The sequence below is a fragment of the Streptomyces sp. NBC_01320 genome (assembly GCF_035974375.1).
GTDB lineage: Bacteria > Actinomycetota > Actinomycetes > Streptomycetales > Streptomycetaceae > Streptomyces > Streptomyces yanii.
Genome location: NZ_CP108390.1, coordinates 2610544 through 2623549, shown reverse-complemented (window position 1 = coordinate 2623549; position 13006 = coordinate 2610544). Strand labels below are relative to the sequence as shown.

Here is a 13006-nt window from a genome sequence, read left to right as displayed (position 1 = left end):
TCGCCGCCGGTAATTCACCACCTTGGCACCCCACTTCATGCCGGCGAGGACCGCGTCGCCGGCGCCTGTGCCATCGTGGCCGCGGTCAGGTTGAGGGCGGTAGGGGCAGACGGGGCGGGGGCTGGGCTGGCGGCATTCGCCGAGGTGGTCGACAGGGCCACCCCGAGGGCGGTGATGCCGGCGGCCGCGGCGACCAACCGTCGCCCGAAACGCCTCATCGCCCAGGCCTCGTGAGATGCCGTTCTTTCGGGTTCACCTTGAATATGGCGGGGGATGCATAAGTGCCTCCTCATTCTCGCGGCAAAGGCAATCCTCGCCGCATTGGGTAGATGGTTGAGCTCGACACAGGGATGGGTCAACCGATTGTCAGTGGCGGATTTCTTCCATGGCAGAAACCCGACACAACAATCCGAGCGGCGCCGCCGATGTCCGCTCGGGACGGCGCGATAAACGGTGGAGCGCCGGGAACCTGGATGTTCCAGCGGGTCGTGACCGTCGCAACGTAAGGACCGGTCTCTGAGGGGAACGACGGCACGCAGATGCCTGACCGCCGCGGGGATTGGGCGGCGCGCGGGGGTAACTGCGATGACCCATGTTGGTGGTGCTGAACTGCGGGCCACAGGAAGCCAACATCGAGTCGCAGACGGAGGGTGGCGTAGTTCCGCCAGAGACGGAGGACTGTCAAACATGCTGTGCGCGCTGGGATGATCCGCTGAACTCCCACACCGCGCACACATGTTGCGCTCAGCTCGTCGAGGCCGCCGCCAAGGCCCGCGACAGGAAGCCGTCCATCGCGCCCCCGGTCAGCTGCTGCGGCAAGACGGCGGCCGCGGCCCGTTGCGCGCGTACCTCGTCCGCCAGCGCGTCCGTGGACTCGCCCCGGGCCACCGCGAGCAGCAGCCGGACCGCCGCGTCGCCCGCCTTCCCGTACGCCGTCAGCTTGTTCAGCCACGGACCGGCCTCGGTCACGAACGCGTCATCGTGCATGCGGGCGCGCAGGATCTCCGGGGCCCGCTCCATCTCCCCGAAATACGCGTCGAGTTGAGCAGCGGGTCCGCTCACGTCGCCCTTCTCGTCCCACGCCGTCCACAGCGCCGCCGTGAGACCGCGCAGCCGCGCGGCATCCTTCGTGGACGTCAGCGGCCCGCTGCGCGAGTTCTCGGCGAACACCTTCAGCGCCGGGTACGCCGCCCCGCCCAGCTCCCGCAGCGCACGGTCCCAGGAGTCCTCGGGGTCGTATGCGCCGCTGTTCCAGGTGAAGTCGGCCGACGTGAACAGGGCGATCAACGACGGTGCGGCCTGGTTCATCTGATTGGTCGTCAGCCCCTCGACCGTGCCCGCGAGCGCCGGATCCCGGTCCGTGAGCGGGCCCAGGTGCAGGCGGTTGGGCGCGTAGTCGTTCACGGGGTAGTTGTCGAAGATCAGCATGTTGCGGTTGCCGTAGGCGGCCTTGGCGGCCACGGCCTGGGTGTTCGTGATGGCGGGGGAGACGACCGCGGGCCCGGTCCAGTAGACCGACGTGTCCCTCTCCACCAGGGCGTCGTAGCGCTTCTTGTACGCCGACGCGGTTGCGCCCCAGTACTCGGTCGGGATCGTGATCAGCCGCGTACCGGGGTGCGTCTTGACGAAGTGGTCATAGACGTAGTTCGTGACATACGCCTGAGCCGCTGCTTTCGGGCTCGCGTCCGAGCCGAACTTCGCCGTGTCCGCCGCGCAGTCGAACCTGTTGCCCACGTCGTCCCAGCCGAGGGAGAGATCCCGTACGCCGATGTCGTACAGCTGCCGGAAGCGGGCGAGCACCTTGGCGAGGTCGTCCTCGGACGTGTGGCAGATGCCGTGACCGGGGGCCGTCGGCGCCTCGGGGCCGAGTCGGTAGATGAACCGGATGTGGCGCGCCCGCGCCTCCTCGACGATCGTCGTCAGCTCGGCCAGCCGGTCACCTTCGTACGGCTCGCGCCACTGTGCGCCCGCGTTGTGCGGATCCCCGATGCGCGGGTGGTAGAGGAACGCGTTCTGCTTGTGCGCGCCGAGGAACTCGATCTCGCGGAGCTCGTCCTCATAACTCCACTTCGCGCCGTAGAACGACTCCTGCCCGCCGCGCGTCGCGAAGTCCGGCCAGTCCCGCACCACCGCGCCCGTGATCTCCCGGCCGCCGCCCGTCTTGAACACCTGCCGCAGCGACTCGGCCGCGTAGTAAGTCCCGGCCGCGTCCACCCCGTCCAGCACCGCGCCGCGCCCCGTCACGGCCAGCACATAGCCTCCGGGCGCGAGCCCGGCGGGTCCTTCGGCGCCGGGTGCGACGCGGGAGGGCGAGGCCATGTCGACGTACACCGGATAGGCGCCGGGCCGCGCCGAGCCGGCCGTCTCCACCCGCCGCACCCCGGCCGCCCGCAGCGCCGCCACCGCCGCCTTCACGGCCTGCGGGTCACTGCCCGCGTCCTGCACGACGACGGCCCGCTCCGGCATCCGGAACGTGTCGGTCACCGTCTCCTGCTGCGGCGTCGGCGAGACCACGGGAGCCCGCACCCCCTGCTCCTGCTCCCGCGCAGCCGCCGCACCACCCGACCCCGGTACCAACACCGCCACCACACCCGTGGCGACCACAACTGCCGCCGCGCGTCCGGATATTTGCCTTATTGTGTCGAATCTCATGTCAACTCCCATGTGTGGCGGACGAGTGTTGCCGGAATCAGTGCGACGGCGTCGCCGGGGTGTCCGTGGCGGCCTCCGCTTCGGAGGTGCTGGCGGGCCAGGACCCGCCGTTCTCCCAGAGTTCCTTGATGGCATCGAGCGGACGCCCCTTGGTCTCCTGGGCCATCCTCCACATGAACAGCCAGGCCAACGCCGTCACCACGAGGAGGCCGATGAAGGTCGCGGTCCCGCCGGCTACCTGTAGGATCGTCAAGAAGGACTGCGCGATGACGTTGTTGATCGCGAAGTCCGCCGTCGCGCAGGACGCCCACGCCCAGGGTCATCAGGTGGGCGATCTCCCCCCGGGCGGCGCGTACGGCTTGCAGCGCCTGCAGGTCCTGGTCCGCGATCCAGTCGACGAGTTGGGGAACGCTCAGCTCGTCCAGATCGTGCGTCGCCGGGTAGCGCGACTCAGTCAGGGGCGGCGGGGCACTCTCCCTTACGGGCATGGTGGTTCTTTTCCTTCGCTGGTGCCGTCCTCGTCGTGGGGTACGGTCCGGTGCCGCTCCACCGCGCGGTAGGCGTGGCTCAGCGCAGAGTTGGCGGCATCACAGCCTTTGGCCTGGGCCAGGCGCACATACAGGCAGTCCACGACGAACAGTTGGCCGATGCGGCTGACCGTGGCCCCGGTGCGGAAAGGGGCCTCCCGTCCTGCAGAGCACAGCACCAGATCGGCCAGCTCGGTGATAGGGGATCCACCGTCGTTGGTCAGCGCGAGGGTCGTCGCACCGTGCAGGGCCGCCTCGCGCAGCGGATCGAGGGTCTCCCGGGTGCGGCCGGAGTGCGAAATACCGACGGCGACATCGCCAGGCCGCAGATGGGCCGCATTCATCAGGGCACGGTGCACATCGCAAAACGCCGAGCAGAGCAGGCCCAGATGCTGCAGCTTGTACTCCAAGTCCGCCGCCACGAGTGCGCTCGACCCGACGCCATACACCTCGATCCGCCGGGCTCCGGCAAGCAGCCGACTCGCCGCGTCCAACGCTGAGGTATCGAGCTGCTCCACACTGTCCTGAATGGCGCCGGCGTCCGCGTGCGCCATCTTCACCACAACCTCGGCGGCTGTGTCGTCGTGCTCGATATTGCCCTGCATTCCGACACGCAGCCGCCACCCGGAGTGCGCGTGCTGCACCGCCGCAGCAAGCCCCAGCCGCAGCTCGGGGTAGCCGGTGAGCCCCAGCCGGCGGCAGAACCGGGTCACGGAGGTGTCCGAGACCCCGGCCCGCTGGGCGACCTGAGAGATGCTCAGCTGCGCCACCCCGGCTGGATCCTTCAGCACCACGTCCCCGATCGCCCGCTCCTTCACCGACAGCGAGGGCAGCAGTCCGCGCAGCCGAACCAGGACGCCAGCGGTGGAGTCGTCTGGGGGAACGCCTTCTTCATTCATGTGGAAGTTCCCAACATCTAGTCAAGTTGATGTGAATCATCCACATGACCGCTTGCGGGTGTCAAGGGTCCCGTCTACGAACAACTCGACTCATGGGCAAGGCGGTTCGGCCATGTCCTCGCGTTCGGTGTTGAGGGCACCGGCTCCTACGGCGTCGGGCTCGCATTCCATCTGCGCAGGCACGGTCACTGGCTGGTCGAGGTCAACCTGCCGGACCGGCGCGTGCGCCGCCAGCGAGGCAAGTCCGACCCCATCGACGCGGAGAATGCCGCCCGCGCTGTGCTGGCCGGGACCGTCACCGCGACCCCGAAGAGCGCCGAGGCCAGAGGCGAGATGATCCGCCATGCGGGCCGGGTGCGGGCAACGCCCCGCTGGAGGCGTTCATCGCCGTGGCCGACCTGATGGGCTGGGACCACGGCTGCGACCTGTTCCCGCTGATGGGCGCCGCCGACGACCTCGTGCGCCCGCTCCAGGACCGCGAGGTGCGGGTGGACCGCGAGACCCTCACGCTGGGCTACGCAGGGGGTTCACAACTGCGGGGCAGACACATCGTTTTGGCGAACATGGGCACGATGGGGTGAACGGTGTGACGAGCTGCGGGTATGCCTGGCGGGGTGTGCGTGACGTACTCGGTGCGATCTGGGACGTCGGGTGTGGCGTCAGCGGTCGGGGCCCCCGTGTCACCAGTGAGATGGTTCGGGGCCTCCCCGTCGCCTCTGGTCACACCCATATGGCCAGGTCGTAGGGATTCCGCCCGCCCGACACGGACCGCATACGGGATATGCGTCGCCGACCGGGACGCGAAAGCGGAGGACCAGTGCGCCCAAGACCGTTCGGGGCGTGCCGGTGAGCCAGGACTCACTCCTGCTCACTGCCCAGGAACGGTGTACTCCAGCTTCCTGCGCCACGCCGAGAACGCAGCGGCCCGTTACGGTCTCGACACCCGGGCCGTACTCGTGGAGGTCGGCCGCCGCAAGATGGTCGGCGGCCAGGAGGACGTGATCACCGACATCGCCCTCGACCTGAAGGCCGGAACGGCGAGCTGACCGCGCCGGGCGGGGACACCCGGCGGAGGCCTGATCCCGACGCGGGGTTCGGCCTCCGCCGGTGCGTCGCGATATTCGATTGCATCAGGGCGCCGGGAAGCCGAGGGTCGAGCCATGCGAGACGTGGAACTGTCGGACGGTTTCGTCACCCTGTCACCCCTGTGCCCGGACGATGTCGACGCCCATCTGGCGGGCGAGGACGACCAGTTGGTGCGCTGGCTCAGCGGCGGTCCCGGCACCCGGGCCGGTGTCGAGAAGTACGTTGAGCACTGCATGGAACAGTGGGCCGTCGACGGACCCTTGCGTGCCTTCGGGATACGGGCGGGCAGCCGGAAGGTGCTGGCAGGCAGCATCGACCTGCGGTTCGACATGGCGGGCCTGGCGCCCGGGCAGGTCAACATCGCCTACGGCCTCTATCCGGACTGGCGAGGCCAGGGCCTGGCGACACGCGCCGTCGCCCTGGTCCGTGGATACGCGGCGGCCGCCGGTGCGACGCAGGGAGTGATCAAGGTGGACCCGGAGAACGGTGCGTCGGTGGCGGTCGCCCGGCGGGCGGGCTTCACCTGTGTCAAGCAGGTGCCGGAGGCTGACGGGGCCTTGTTCAACTGGTATGTCCACGATCTGCGGAGCGCGCCGCCTCAGGGCTGAATTCCCAGGAACCGGTCCGCCCACAGCTGCAGCAACGCGTCGTCGATCGTGGGGTCCTCGCGCAGCACACCGGTGAGGGCGAGGCCGCGGTGAAGGACCAGTAGCGACTCGCAGAGCAGCGCGAAGTCCTCGCGCGCCGCTGTCTCCGGGCCGAAGACGGCGGCCATCACCGCACGCTGGGCCGCGCCCACTTGCCGCTCGGCCGGAAGCAGCGCCGCTCTGAGATCGGGGTCGGTGCGGGCCGCCAGCCACAGTTCCAGACCGGCAAGGAAGTGCGGGCCCGACATCGCGGCGCGGAGCAGCGCGAGCCCCTTCTCGCGGTCGTGCGGGCCGCCCTCCGTCTCCGTACGGATATGCGCGAGCCGAAATTCGGCGACGTGATGTGTCGCGGCCGCCAGCAGATCGGCCTTCGAGGCGAAGTGGTGCAGCAGCGCGCCGCGGGAGACGCCCGCCCGCTCCTGTACCCGCTGGGTCGTGGTGCCCGCGAAGCCGTGGTCGACCAGACAGCCGATCGTGGCGTCGAGGAGCCTGAGCCGGGTCTCCTCCCGGCGTTGTTGCTGGGTACGGCGCGGAGCGGGCATGTCGGCGAGCGTACGGCACGCCTGATCCGCCACATACAGTCTGGACGGACTGTATGTGGCGGGTCTATCGTCCCGGCCATGCTTGCCGTAGACCTGGTTCGCCGCGGTGCCGCGCGTTTCGCAGGACGTACCGCCGTGCATTTCGAAAACCGTTCCCTCACCTATGCGGAGGTCGACGAGGCCGCCAACCGCCTGGCCCATGTCCTCGCAGGACTGGGCGTCGGCCGCGGCGACCGGGTCGGGCTGCTCCTCGGCAACGGGCTCTGGTCCATCTCCGTCGACTTCGCCTGTCTGAAGGCCGGGGCCGCCCGCGTCCCCCTGGGCGGCCGGCTCTCCGCCGCCGAACACACCCGCATGCTCCAGGACACCGGAGCGACCCTCCTGGTCTACGGGCCGGAACTTGCCGAGCGTGCGATCGAACTCGCCGCCGCCGTACCGGGGCTGGTGCTCGCCTGCCTCGGCAGCCCCGACCCGGCCGGCCACCTCGACCTGCCGGCGGCCATGCGCGAGGCGAGCCCGGCAGACCCGATGCTGCCCGCCGCGCCGGACGACGTCATCCTGATCCTCTACACCTCCGGCACCACCGGCACGCTCAAGGCGGCCCAGCACACCCAGGCGAGCTACGCCGCGATCACCGCGAACATCCTCTCCAATCTCGTCTCGCCGGGCCGGGACGACGTGATGCTGCACGCCGCGTCCCTCATCCACGCCAGCGGCACCTTCGTGCTGCCGTACTGGGTGCGGGGCGGCGCGGCCGTCGTCCTCGGCGGCTTCGACCCGGACGAGTACCTCGCCGCCGTTTCCCGGTACGGGGTGACCGCCGTCAACCTCGTCCCCACCATGCTCGGCATGCTCTTCGCCGACGGGCGGGCCGAACGCGCGGACCTCGCCCGGCTGTCCACCGTCGTCTACGGGGCCAGCCCGATGCCGCGCCCGCTCATCGAGCACGCACTGGACGCCTGGGGCCCCAGGTTCGTCCAGTACTTCGGCCAGACCGAGGCGCCGCTGTGTCTCACCGTGCTGGCCAAGGACGACCACGCCGAGGGCGGCGAACTGCTCGGTGCCGCCGGGCATCCGGCGGTCGACGCGCAACTGGTCCTCACCGACGAGGACGGCGCCCCCGTGGCGCCCGGCGCGATCGGCGAGGTCCGGGTCAAGGCCCCGTTCACCATGGCCGGGTACTACAACGCCCCCGAGCTGACCGCCGCGAGCCTCACCGGTGACGGCTGGATCCGCACCAGGGATCTCGCGCGCTTCGACGACCGCGGCTATCTGCACCTCGTCGACCGCAGCAGCGACATGATCATCACGGGCGGCTACAACGTCTACCCGCGCGAGGTCGAGGACGCCCTCGCGAGCCAACCCGCGGTCGCGCAGTGCGCCGTCGTCGGTGCCCCCGACGCCACCTGGGTCGAGGCCGTCACCGCCTTCGTCACGCTGCGACCCGGGGCCGCGGTCTCCGAAGCGGCCCTGCGCGACCATGTGCGCGCCCGGCTGGCCGGCTACAAGGTGCCCAAGACCGTGCACTTCGTCGAGACCATCCCCTACTCGCCGGTCGGAAAGATCCTCCGCCGGGCCCTGCGCGACCCCCTGTGGGAGGGAAAATGACGACTGGACACCCCGCCGTACGGATCGAGCGCGACGGCCCCGTCTTCACGGTGATCCTCAGCCGCCCCGCGGTCCGCAATGCCGTCGACGGGCCGACCGCGGACCAACTCGCGGACGCCTTCCGGACGTTCGAGTCCGACCCGGACGCATCTGTCGCCGTGCTGTGGGGCGAGGGCGGCACCTTCTGCGCCGGAGCCGACCTCAAGGGAATCGGTACGGAACGTGGGAACAAGGTCCTCGCCGACGGGGACGGGCCGATGGGCCCCACCCGGATGAGGCTGGGCAAACCCGTCATCGCCGCGGTCTCCGGCCATGCGGTGGCCGGCGGCCTGGAACTCGCCGTCTGGTGCGATCTGCGGGTCGCCGAGGAGGACGCGGTCTTCGGTGTCTTCTGCCGCCGCTGGGGCGTTCCCCTGGTCGACGGCGGTACGGTGCGCCTGCCGCGCCTGATCGGGGAGAGCCGCGCCATGGACATGATCCTCACCGGCCGCCCGGTCCCGGCGGCGGAGGCGTACGACATCGGGCTCGCCAACCGGCTCGTGCCGACCGGTCAGGCGCGTCACGCGGCGGAGCAACTCGCCCGGGAGATCGCCGCGTTCCCTCAGCTGTGTCTGCGTCACGACCGGCTCTCCGCACGCGAACAGCACGGTCTCTCCGAGCCGGACGCCCTGGCGGCCGAGTACCGGCACGGCCTGGTTCCGCTGACCGCGGGTGAGACCCAGGCCGGTGCCGACCGGTTCGGAGGCGGTGCGGGCCGCCATGGCTCGTTCGCCGACTGAGAGCCTGTCGGGTGACCCCTGATCGGGCGGCCACGCCCTCGGAGCAACGGCAGGCGGTCCTGCGCGCGTTGAGCGAGTACGCCCCCGACACGACGGCCGTCCTCGACGTCGACCTCGGCCATACGGACCCGCAGGTGGTGATCCCGTACGGCGGACACATCCGCGTCGACGGGACCGCCCGCCGCATCGTCGTCACCTACTGAGGCCTCACCTGCCGAGCTGGGCTCCTTCCCGGTCGGCGAAGTATGCCGAAGGGGTCGAGCCCGGCGTCCGGCGGAACATCGCCGTGAACGCACTGGGTGTCGCGTAGCCGAGCTTGTCCGCGTCCCGTGTGCGGCGGGAGGCAACGGGGGCAGTCGCGGTGCGCCGAATCTTTGGTCCGACCACATGGCGTGTGTGACATAGTGGGAGCAAAGCCGAGGCAGGGGGTGAACGGTGCCCGTCGAGTGGCAACCCGTACGGCAGTCCCGTACGCATGAGCTCGTGCTCCAGAGCATCGAGGAGCGGGTGTTCGCCGGAGAGCTGAAGGCGGGCGACCGACTGCCGCCCGAGCGCGAACTCGCGCCGGTCCTCGGAGTGAGCCGATCCGCGCTGCGTGAGGCGCTGCGGGTGCTGGAGACGATCGGGGTGCTCGTCGCCCAGCCCGGTCGCGGCCCGGATGCCGGGGCGCGGATCGTGCGCAACCCCGACGACGCCCTCGGTCGACTGCTGCGGCTGCACTTCGCTCTCGGCAGCTACAGCCTGGAGGATGTCCTCGAAGCGCGCGTCGTGCTGGAACGGTCCAGCTTCGAAGCGGCGGCCACCCACGCCTCCGCCGAGGATCTGGACGAGGCGGAGCACCTGCTCGTACGCATGGGGGAGCCGGATGTCGACGTGGCCGAGTTCAACGATCTCGACACCCGCTTCCACGTACAGATCGCCCGCAGTTCCGGCAACGAACTGACCTCCACCCTCACCTCCGCCGTGCGTGAGTCCGTACGTCCGCTGATTCTGCGGGCACTGGAGGCGGCCGAGGACTGGCCGGCCACGGCAGCCGGGCTCAACGCTCAGCACGCCGAACTGCTGCGGTTGGTGCGCGCGGGCAAGGGGGCGAAGGCGGCCGATCTGGTCGAGCGGCACATCCGCAGCCTGCACGGCACGCTGGTGGACGAGAAGGAATAGCCCGCAGGACATCGGGCGATCGAGGGGCGGTGTGCATGCGCACCGCCCCTCTCGCATGTCTTGGCCCCTTCACCTTCCGGACCGAGGCTAGTATGGTCCGACCATACAAAGGCCAGAGAAACGATCGGAGAGGCCCCATGCGTATCGGACTCTTCGCCACCTGTCTGGGAGACACGCTCTTCCCCGAGGCGGTGAAATCCACCGCGGTCCTGCTCGCCCGCCTGGGACATGAAGTGGTGTTCCCGCCGGAGCAGACCTGCTGCGGTCAGATGCACGTCAACACCGGCTACCAGCGCGAGCCCGTCCCCCTGGTGCGGAACTTCGCCGAGCAGTTCGGCGACCCGTCCATCGACGCCGTCGTCATGCCCTCGGGATCGTGCGCCGGATCCGTGCGCCACCAGCACGAGATCGTCGCCGAGCGGTACGGCGACGCGGCCCTGCGTGCGGGCGTCGCCACCGTCAAGACCAAGACGTACGAGCTCTCGGAGTTCCTCGTCGACGTCCTCGACGTCACCGAGGTCGGCGCCTACTTCCCGCACCGCGTCACGTACCACCCCACCTGCCACTCCCTGCGGATGCTCCGCGTCGGCGAGAAGCCGCTGAAGCTGCTGCGCGCCGTCGACTCCATCGACCTCGTGGAGCTCCCCGAGGCGGACTCCTGCTGCGGGTTCGGCGGTACCTTCGCCGTGAAGAACGCGGAGACGTCGACCGCGATGCTCCAGGACAAGATGCGCAATATCGCCACCACGGAAGCGGCCGTGTGCACCGCCGGGGACTCGTCCTGTCTGATGCACATCGGCGGCGGACTCTCCCGTATCAGGTCGGGCACCCGCACCCTGCACCTCGCGCAGATCCTCTCCTCCACCCGCACCTCGCCGTACGTCCTGACGGAGGCCGTCCGATGAGCAGCACCTTCCTCGGCATGCCCGCCACCCCGCCCCGCTCCCCGTACGGGACGGGCAATCTGCGCGGCGACCGGAAGTTCCCCGCGGCCGCCCACGACGAGCTGCGCAACGAGCAGCTGCGCCGCAACCTGGGCAAGGCCACCCACACGATCCGCGCCAAGCGCCTGAACGTCACCGGCGAACTCCCGGACTGGGAGCAGTTGCGCGACGCCGGCTCGGCCATCAAGACCGACACCATGAACCGGCTCCCCGAGCTCCTGGAACAGCTGGAGCAGCAGGTCACCGAGCGCGGCGGCACCGTCCACTGGGCGCGCGACGGCGTCGAGGCCAACGAGATCGTCACCCGGCTCGTCCGGGCGACCGGATCCACGGAGGTCATCAAGGTCAAGTCGATGGCCACCCAGGAGATCGGTCTCAACGAACACCTGGAATCGGCCGGCATCACCCCGTACGAGACGGACCTCGCCGAGCTCATCGTGCAGCTCGCCCACGACAAACCGTCACACATCCTGGTGCCCGCGATCCACCGCAACCGCGACGAGATCCGGCAGATCTTCCTCAAGGAGATCCCCGGCGTCGACCCGCGGCTCGACAACGTGCCCGCACATCTCGCCGCCGCGGCCCGCGCTTATCTGCGGGAGAAGTTCATGACGACGAAGGTGGCGGTCTCCGGCGCCAACTTCGGGATCGCCGAGACCGGCACCCTGTCCGTCGTCGAGTCCGAGGGCAACGGCCGGATGTGTCTGACCCTGCCCGACACCCTGATCACCGTCATGGGCATCGAGAAGGTGCTGCCGCGCTATCAGGATCTCGAGGTCTTCCTGCAGTTGCTTCCGCGTTCGTCGACCGGGGAGCGGATGAACCCGTACACCTCCATGTGGACGGGTGTGACGCCCGGCGACGGACCGCAGGACTTCCATCTGGTCCTCCTCGACAACGGACGGACCGCCGCGCTGGCCGACCGGATCGGGCGCGAGGCGCTCAACTGCATCCGCTGCTCGGCCTGTCTCAACGTCTGCCCGGTGTACGAACGGGCCGGCGGTCACGCGTACGGCTCGACCTACCCCGGACCCATCGGCGCGGTCCTCACGCCGCAGCTCGCCGGGATGCATGCCGCCAAGGACGACCCCAACAGCTCCCTGCCGTACGCCTCCAGCCTCTGCGGCGCCTGCTTCGACGCCTGCCCCGTCAAGATCGACATCCCGTCGCTGCTGGTCGAGCTGCGCCACCAGCACACCGAAGAGTCCGGTACGACGGCCGAGAAGCTGGCCATGAAGGCGGCGGCCGGCGTGATGAAGAGGCCGAAACTGTTCACCGCCGCGCAGAAGGCGGCGGGGCTCGGCCGGGTGCTCGGTGGGCGGGACGGGAAGATCTCGCATCTGCCGCCGCCGTTCAGCGGATGGAGCGACAGCCGTGACACCGCGGCGCCGCCGAAGCAGTCCTTCCGGTCGTGGCTGGCGTCGGACGAGGGCGCCGCGACCATGCGGGCCGCCACCGACGAGTACGACAGGAACCAGCAGGAGGAGGAGAAGTGACGACCGCTCGCGCCACGGTGCTCGGCCGGGTCCGGGACGCCCTGGCCCTCGCCCCCACCCCGGACACCCCCATCCCGCGCGACTACCGGACCGGCCGCACGCTCCCCGACGACGAGCGACTCGCACTCTTCACCGACCGGCTCGTCGACTACAAGGCGCAGGTGCACACCTGCACCGCCGCCCGCACAGCCGAGGTGATCGCCCAGGTGCTGGACGGGCTCGGTGCGCGGAGGATCGGGGTGCCCGCCGGGCTCGACGAGCAGTGGCTCGGCGCGTACGACGGTGACGTCCAGCAGGACTCCGCCGACATCCCGGCGCCCCGGCTCGACGCGCTGGACGGAGTCGTCACCGCGTCGGCCGTCGGCTGCGCCGAGACCGGCACGATCTTCCTCGACGGCTCGCCCGACCAGGGCCGGCGGGCCCTGTCGCTCGTCCCCGACCTGCACGTGTGTGTCGTCGATCTGTCGGCCGTCGAAGTGGGGGTTCCGGAGGCGGTCGCACGGTTGGTGCCGGAGCGCCCGACGACGCTGATCAGCGGGCCGTCGGCCACGTCGGACATCGAGCTGGAACGGGTCGAAGGGGTACACGGTCCGCGCACGCTGGTGGTCGTGATCCGCGTCGACGCGTAGGGGGCGTCCGCCGGACGGCCGGGAGGCCGTCCGGCG

The 13006-nt window shown here is 70.0% G+C and carries 12 protein-coding genes and 3 pseudogenes; 11 read left to right on the top strand and 4 right to left on the bottom strand.

Annotation, left to right across the window (positions count from 1 at the left end; genetic code table 11):
- Positions 1-744: 744 nt before the first annotated feature.
- The 3 genes and pseudogenes from OG395_RS12370 to OG395_RS12360 form a co-directional block, all read right to left on the bottom strand.
- Positions 745-2652 carry a beta-N-acetylhexosaminidase family protein gene (locus OG395_RS12370; RefSeq protein WP_327242949.1) on the bottom strand — a complete coding sequence of 636 codons (1908 nt, stop codon included), beginning with the start codon at positions 2650-2652 and terminating at the stop codon, positions 745-747.
- Positions 2653-2689: 37 nt separating this feature from the next.
- Positions 2690-2953, bottom strand: a pseudogene (locus OG395_RS12365) (MFS transporter); the annotation flags it as partial.
- A gap of 177 nt (positions 2954-3130) precedes the next feature.
- On the bottom strand, positions 3131-4078 hold the full coding sequence (locus OG395_RS12360) for a MurR/RpiR family transcriptional regulator (RefSeq protein ID WP_327242948.1): 948 nt from the start codon (positions 4076-4078) through the stop codon (positions 3131-3133).
- A gap of 222 nt (positions 4079-4300) precedes the next feature.
- Between OG395_RS12360 and OG395_RS12355 the strand changes: the two genes are divergently transcribed.
- From OG395_RS12355 to OG395_RS12340, 4 genes and pseudogenes are all read left to right on the top strand, one after another.
- Entirely contained in the window at positions 4301-4480 is a 180-nt protein-coding gene (locus OG395_RS12355) for a hypothetical protein (RefSeq protein ID WP_327242947.1), read from the top strand.
- Positions 4426-4602: pseudogene (locus OG395_RS12350) on the top strand (4-hydroxy-2-oxovalerate aldolase); the annotation flags it as partial. The gene OG395_RS12355 and the pseudogene OG395_RS12350, both read left to right, overlap by 55 nt.
- A 360-nt stretch (positions 4603-4962) precedes the next feature.
- On the top strand, positions 4963-5124 hold the full coding sequence (locus OG395_RS12345) for a hypothetical protein (protein ID WP_442818549.1): 162 nt from the start codon (positions 4963-4965) through the stop codon (positions 5122-5124).
- A gap of 114 nt (positions 5125-5238) precedes the next feature.
- Positions 5239-5772, top strand: coding sequence for a GNAT family N-acetyltransferase (locus OG395_RS12340; RefSeq protein WP_266978591.1), 534 nt, complete (start codon positions 5239-5241; stop codon positions 5770-5772).
- Here the strand turns inward: OG395_RS12340 and OG395_RS12335 are convergent.
- The gene (locus OG395_RS12335) at positions 5763-6353 is read right to left on the bottom strand and encodes a TetR/AcrR family transcriptional regulator (protein ID WP_327242946.1); all 591 of its coding nucleotides are present in this window, start codon (positions 6351-6353) and stop codon (positions 5763-5765) included. The two genes, OG395_RS12340 and OG395_RS12335, sit on opposite strands and share 10 nt — an antisense overlap.
- Positions 6354-6431: 78 nt before the next feature.
- On the opposite strand from OG395_RS12335, the gene OG395_RS12330 reads away from it, so the two are divergent.
- The 7 genes and pseudogenes from OG395_RS12330 to OG395_RS12300 all read left to right on the top strand — a co-directional run bounded on the left by OG395_RS12330 (position 6432) and on the right by OG395_RS12300 (position 12970).
- Positions 6432-7961, top strand: a complete 1530-nt coding sequence (locus tag OG395_RS12330; protein WP_327242945.1) for a class I adenylate-forming enzyme family protein — start codon at positions 6432-6434, stop codon at positions 7959-7961.
- Entirely contained in the window at positions 7958-8740 is a 783-nt protein-coding gene (locus OG395_RS12325; RefSeq protein ID WP_327242944.1) for a crotonase/enoyl-CoA hydratase family protein, read from the top strand. The genes OG395_RS12330 and OG395_RS12325 overlap by 4 nt, the downstream gene beginning before the upstream one ends.
- A 38-nt stretch (positions 8741-8778) precedes the next feature.
- A pseudogene (locus OG395_RS12320) lies at positions 8779-8943 on the top strand (LD-carboxypeptidase); the annotation flags it as partial.
- Between the two features lie 232 nt (positions 8944-9175).
- Positions 9176-9901 carry a FadR/GntR family transcriptional regulator gene (locus OG395_RS12315; RefSeq protein ID WP_327242943.1) on the top strand — a complete coding sequence of 242 codons (726 nt, stop codon included), beginning with the start codon at positions 9176-9178 and terminating at the stop codon, positions 9899-9901.
- A gap of 137 nt (positions 9902-10038) precedes the next feature.
- Complete coding sequence (locus OG395_RS12310) at positions 10039-10806, top strand: (Fe-S)-binding protein (protein ID WP_327242942.1); 768 nt, start codon at positions 10039-10041, stop codon at positions 10804-10806.
- Entirely contained in the window at positions 10803-12341 is a 1539-nt protein-coding gene (locus OG395_RS12305; protein WP_327242941.1) for a LutB/LldF family L-lactate oxidation iron-sulfur protein, read from the top strand. Before OG395_RS12310 ends, OG395_RS12305 begins: the two co-directional genes overlap by 4 nt.
- Complete coding sequence (locus tag OG395_RS12300; protein WP_327242940.1) at positions 12338-12970, top strand: LutC/YkgG family protein; 633 nt, start codon at positions 12338-12340, stop codon at positions 12968-12970. Before OG395_RS12305 ends, OG395_RS12300 begins: the two co-directional genes overlap by 4 nt.
- Positions 12971-13006: the final 36 nt, after the last annotated feature.

What these genes read in the sequence shown, in the direction of transcription:
- OG395_RS12370 (WP_327242949.1), bottom strand. Translation starts at nt 2,652, where the DNA reads ATGAGATTCGACACAATAAGGCAAATATCCGGACGCGCGGCGGCAGTT.
- OG395_RS12360 (WP_327242948.1), bottom strand. Translation starts at nt 4,078, where the DNA reads ATGAATGAAGAAGGCGTTCCCCCAGACGACTCCACCGCTGGCGTCCTG.
- OG395_RS12340 (WP_266978591.1), top strand. Translation starts at nt 5,239, where the DNA reads ATGCGAGACGTGGAACTGTCGGACGGTTTCGTCACCCTGTCACCCCTG.
- OG395_RS12335 (WP_327242946.1), bottom strand. Translation starts at nt 6,353, where the DNA reads ATGCCCGCTCCGCGCCGTACCCAGCAACAACGCCGGGAGGAGACCCGG.
- OG395_RS12330 (WP_327242945.1), top strand. Translation starts at nt 6,432, where the DNA reads ATGCTTGCCGTAGACCTGGTTCGCCGCGGTGCCGCGCGTTTCGCAGGA.
- OG395_RS12325 (WP_327242944.1), top strand. Translation starts at nt 7,958, where the DNA reads ATGACGACTGGACACCCCGCCGTACGGATCGAGCGCGACGGCCCCGTC.
- OG395_RS12310 (WP_327242942.1), top strand. Translation starts at nt 10,039, where the DNA reads ATGCGTATCGGACTCTTCGCCACCTGTCTGGGAGACACGCTCTTCCCC.
- OG395_RS12305 (WP_327242941.1), top strand. Translation starts at nt 10,803, where the DNA reads ATGAGCAGCACCTTCCTCGGCATGCCCGCCACCCCGCCCCGCTCCCCG.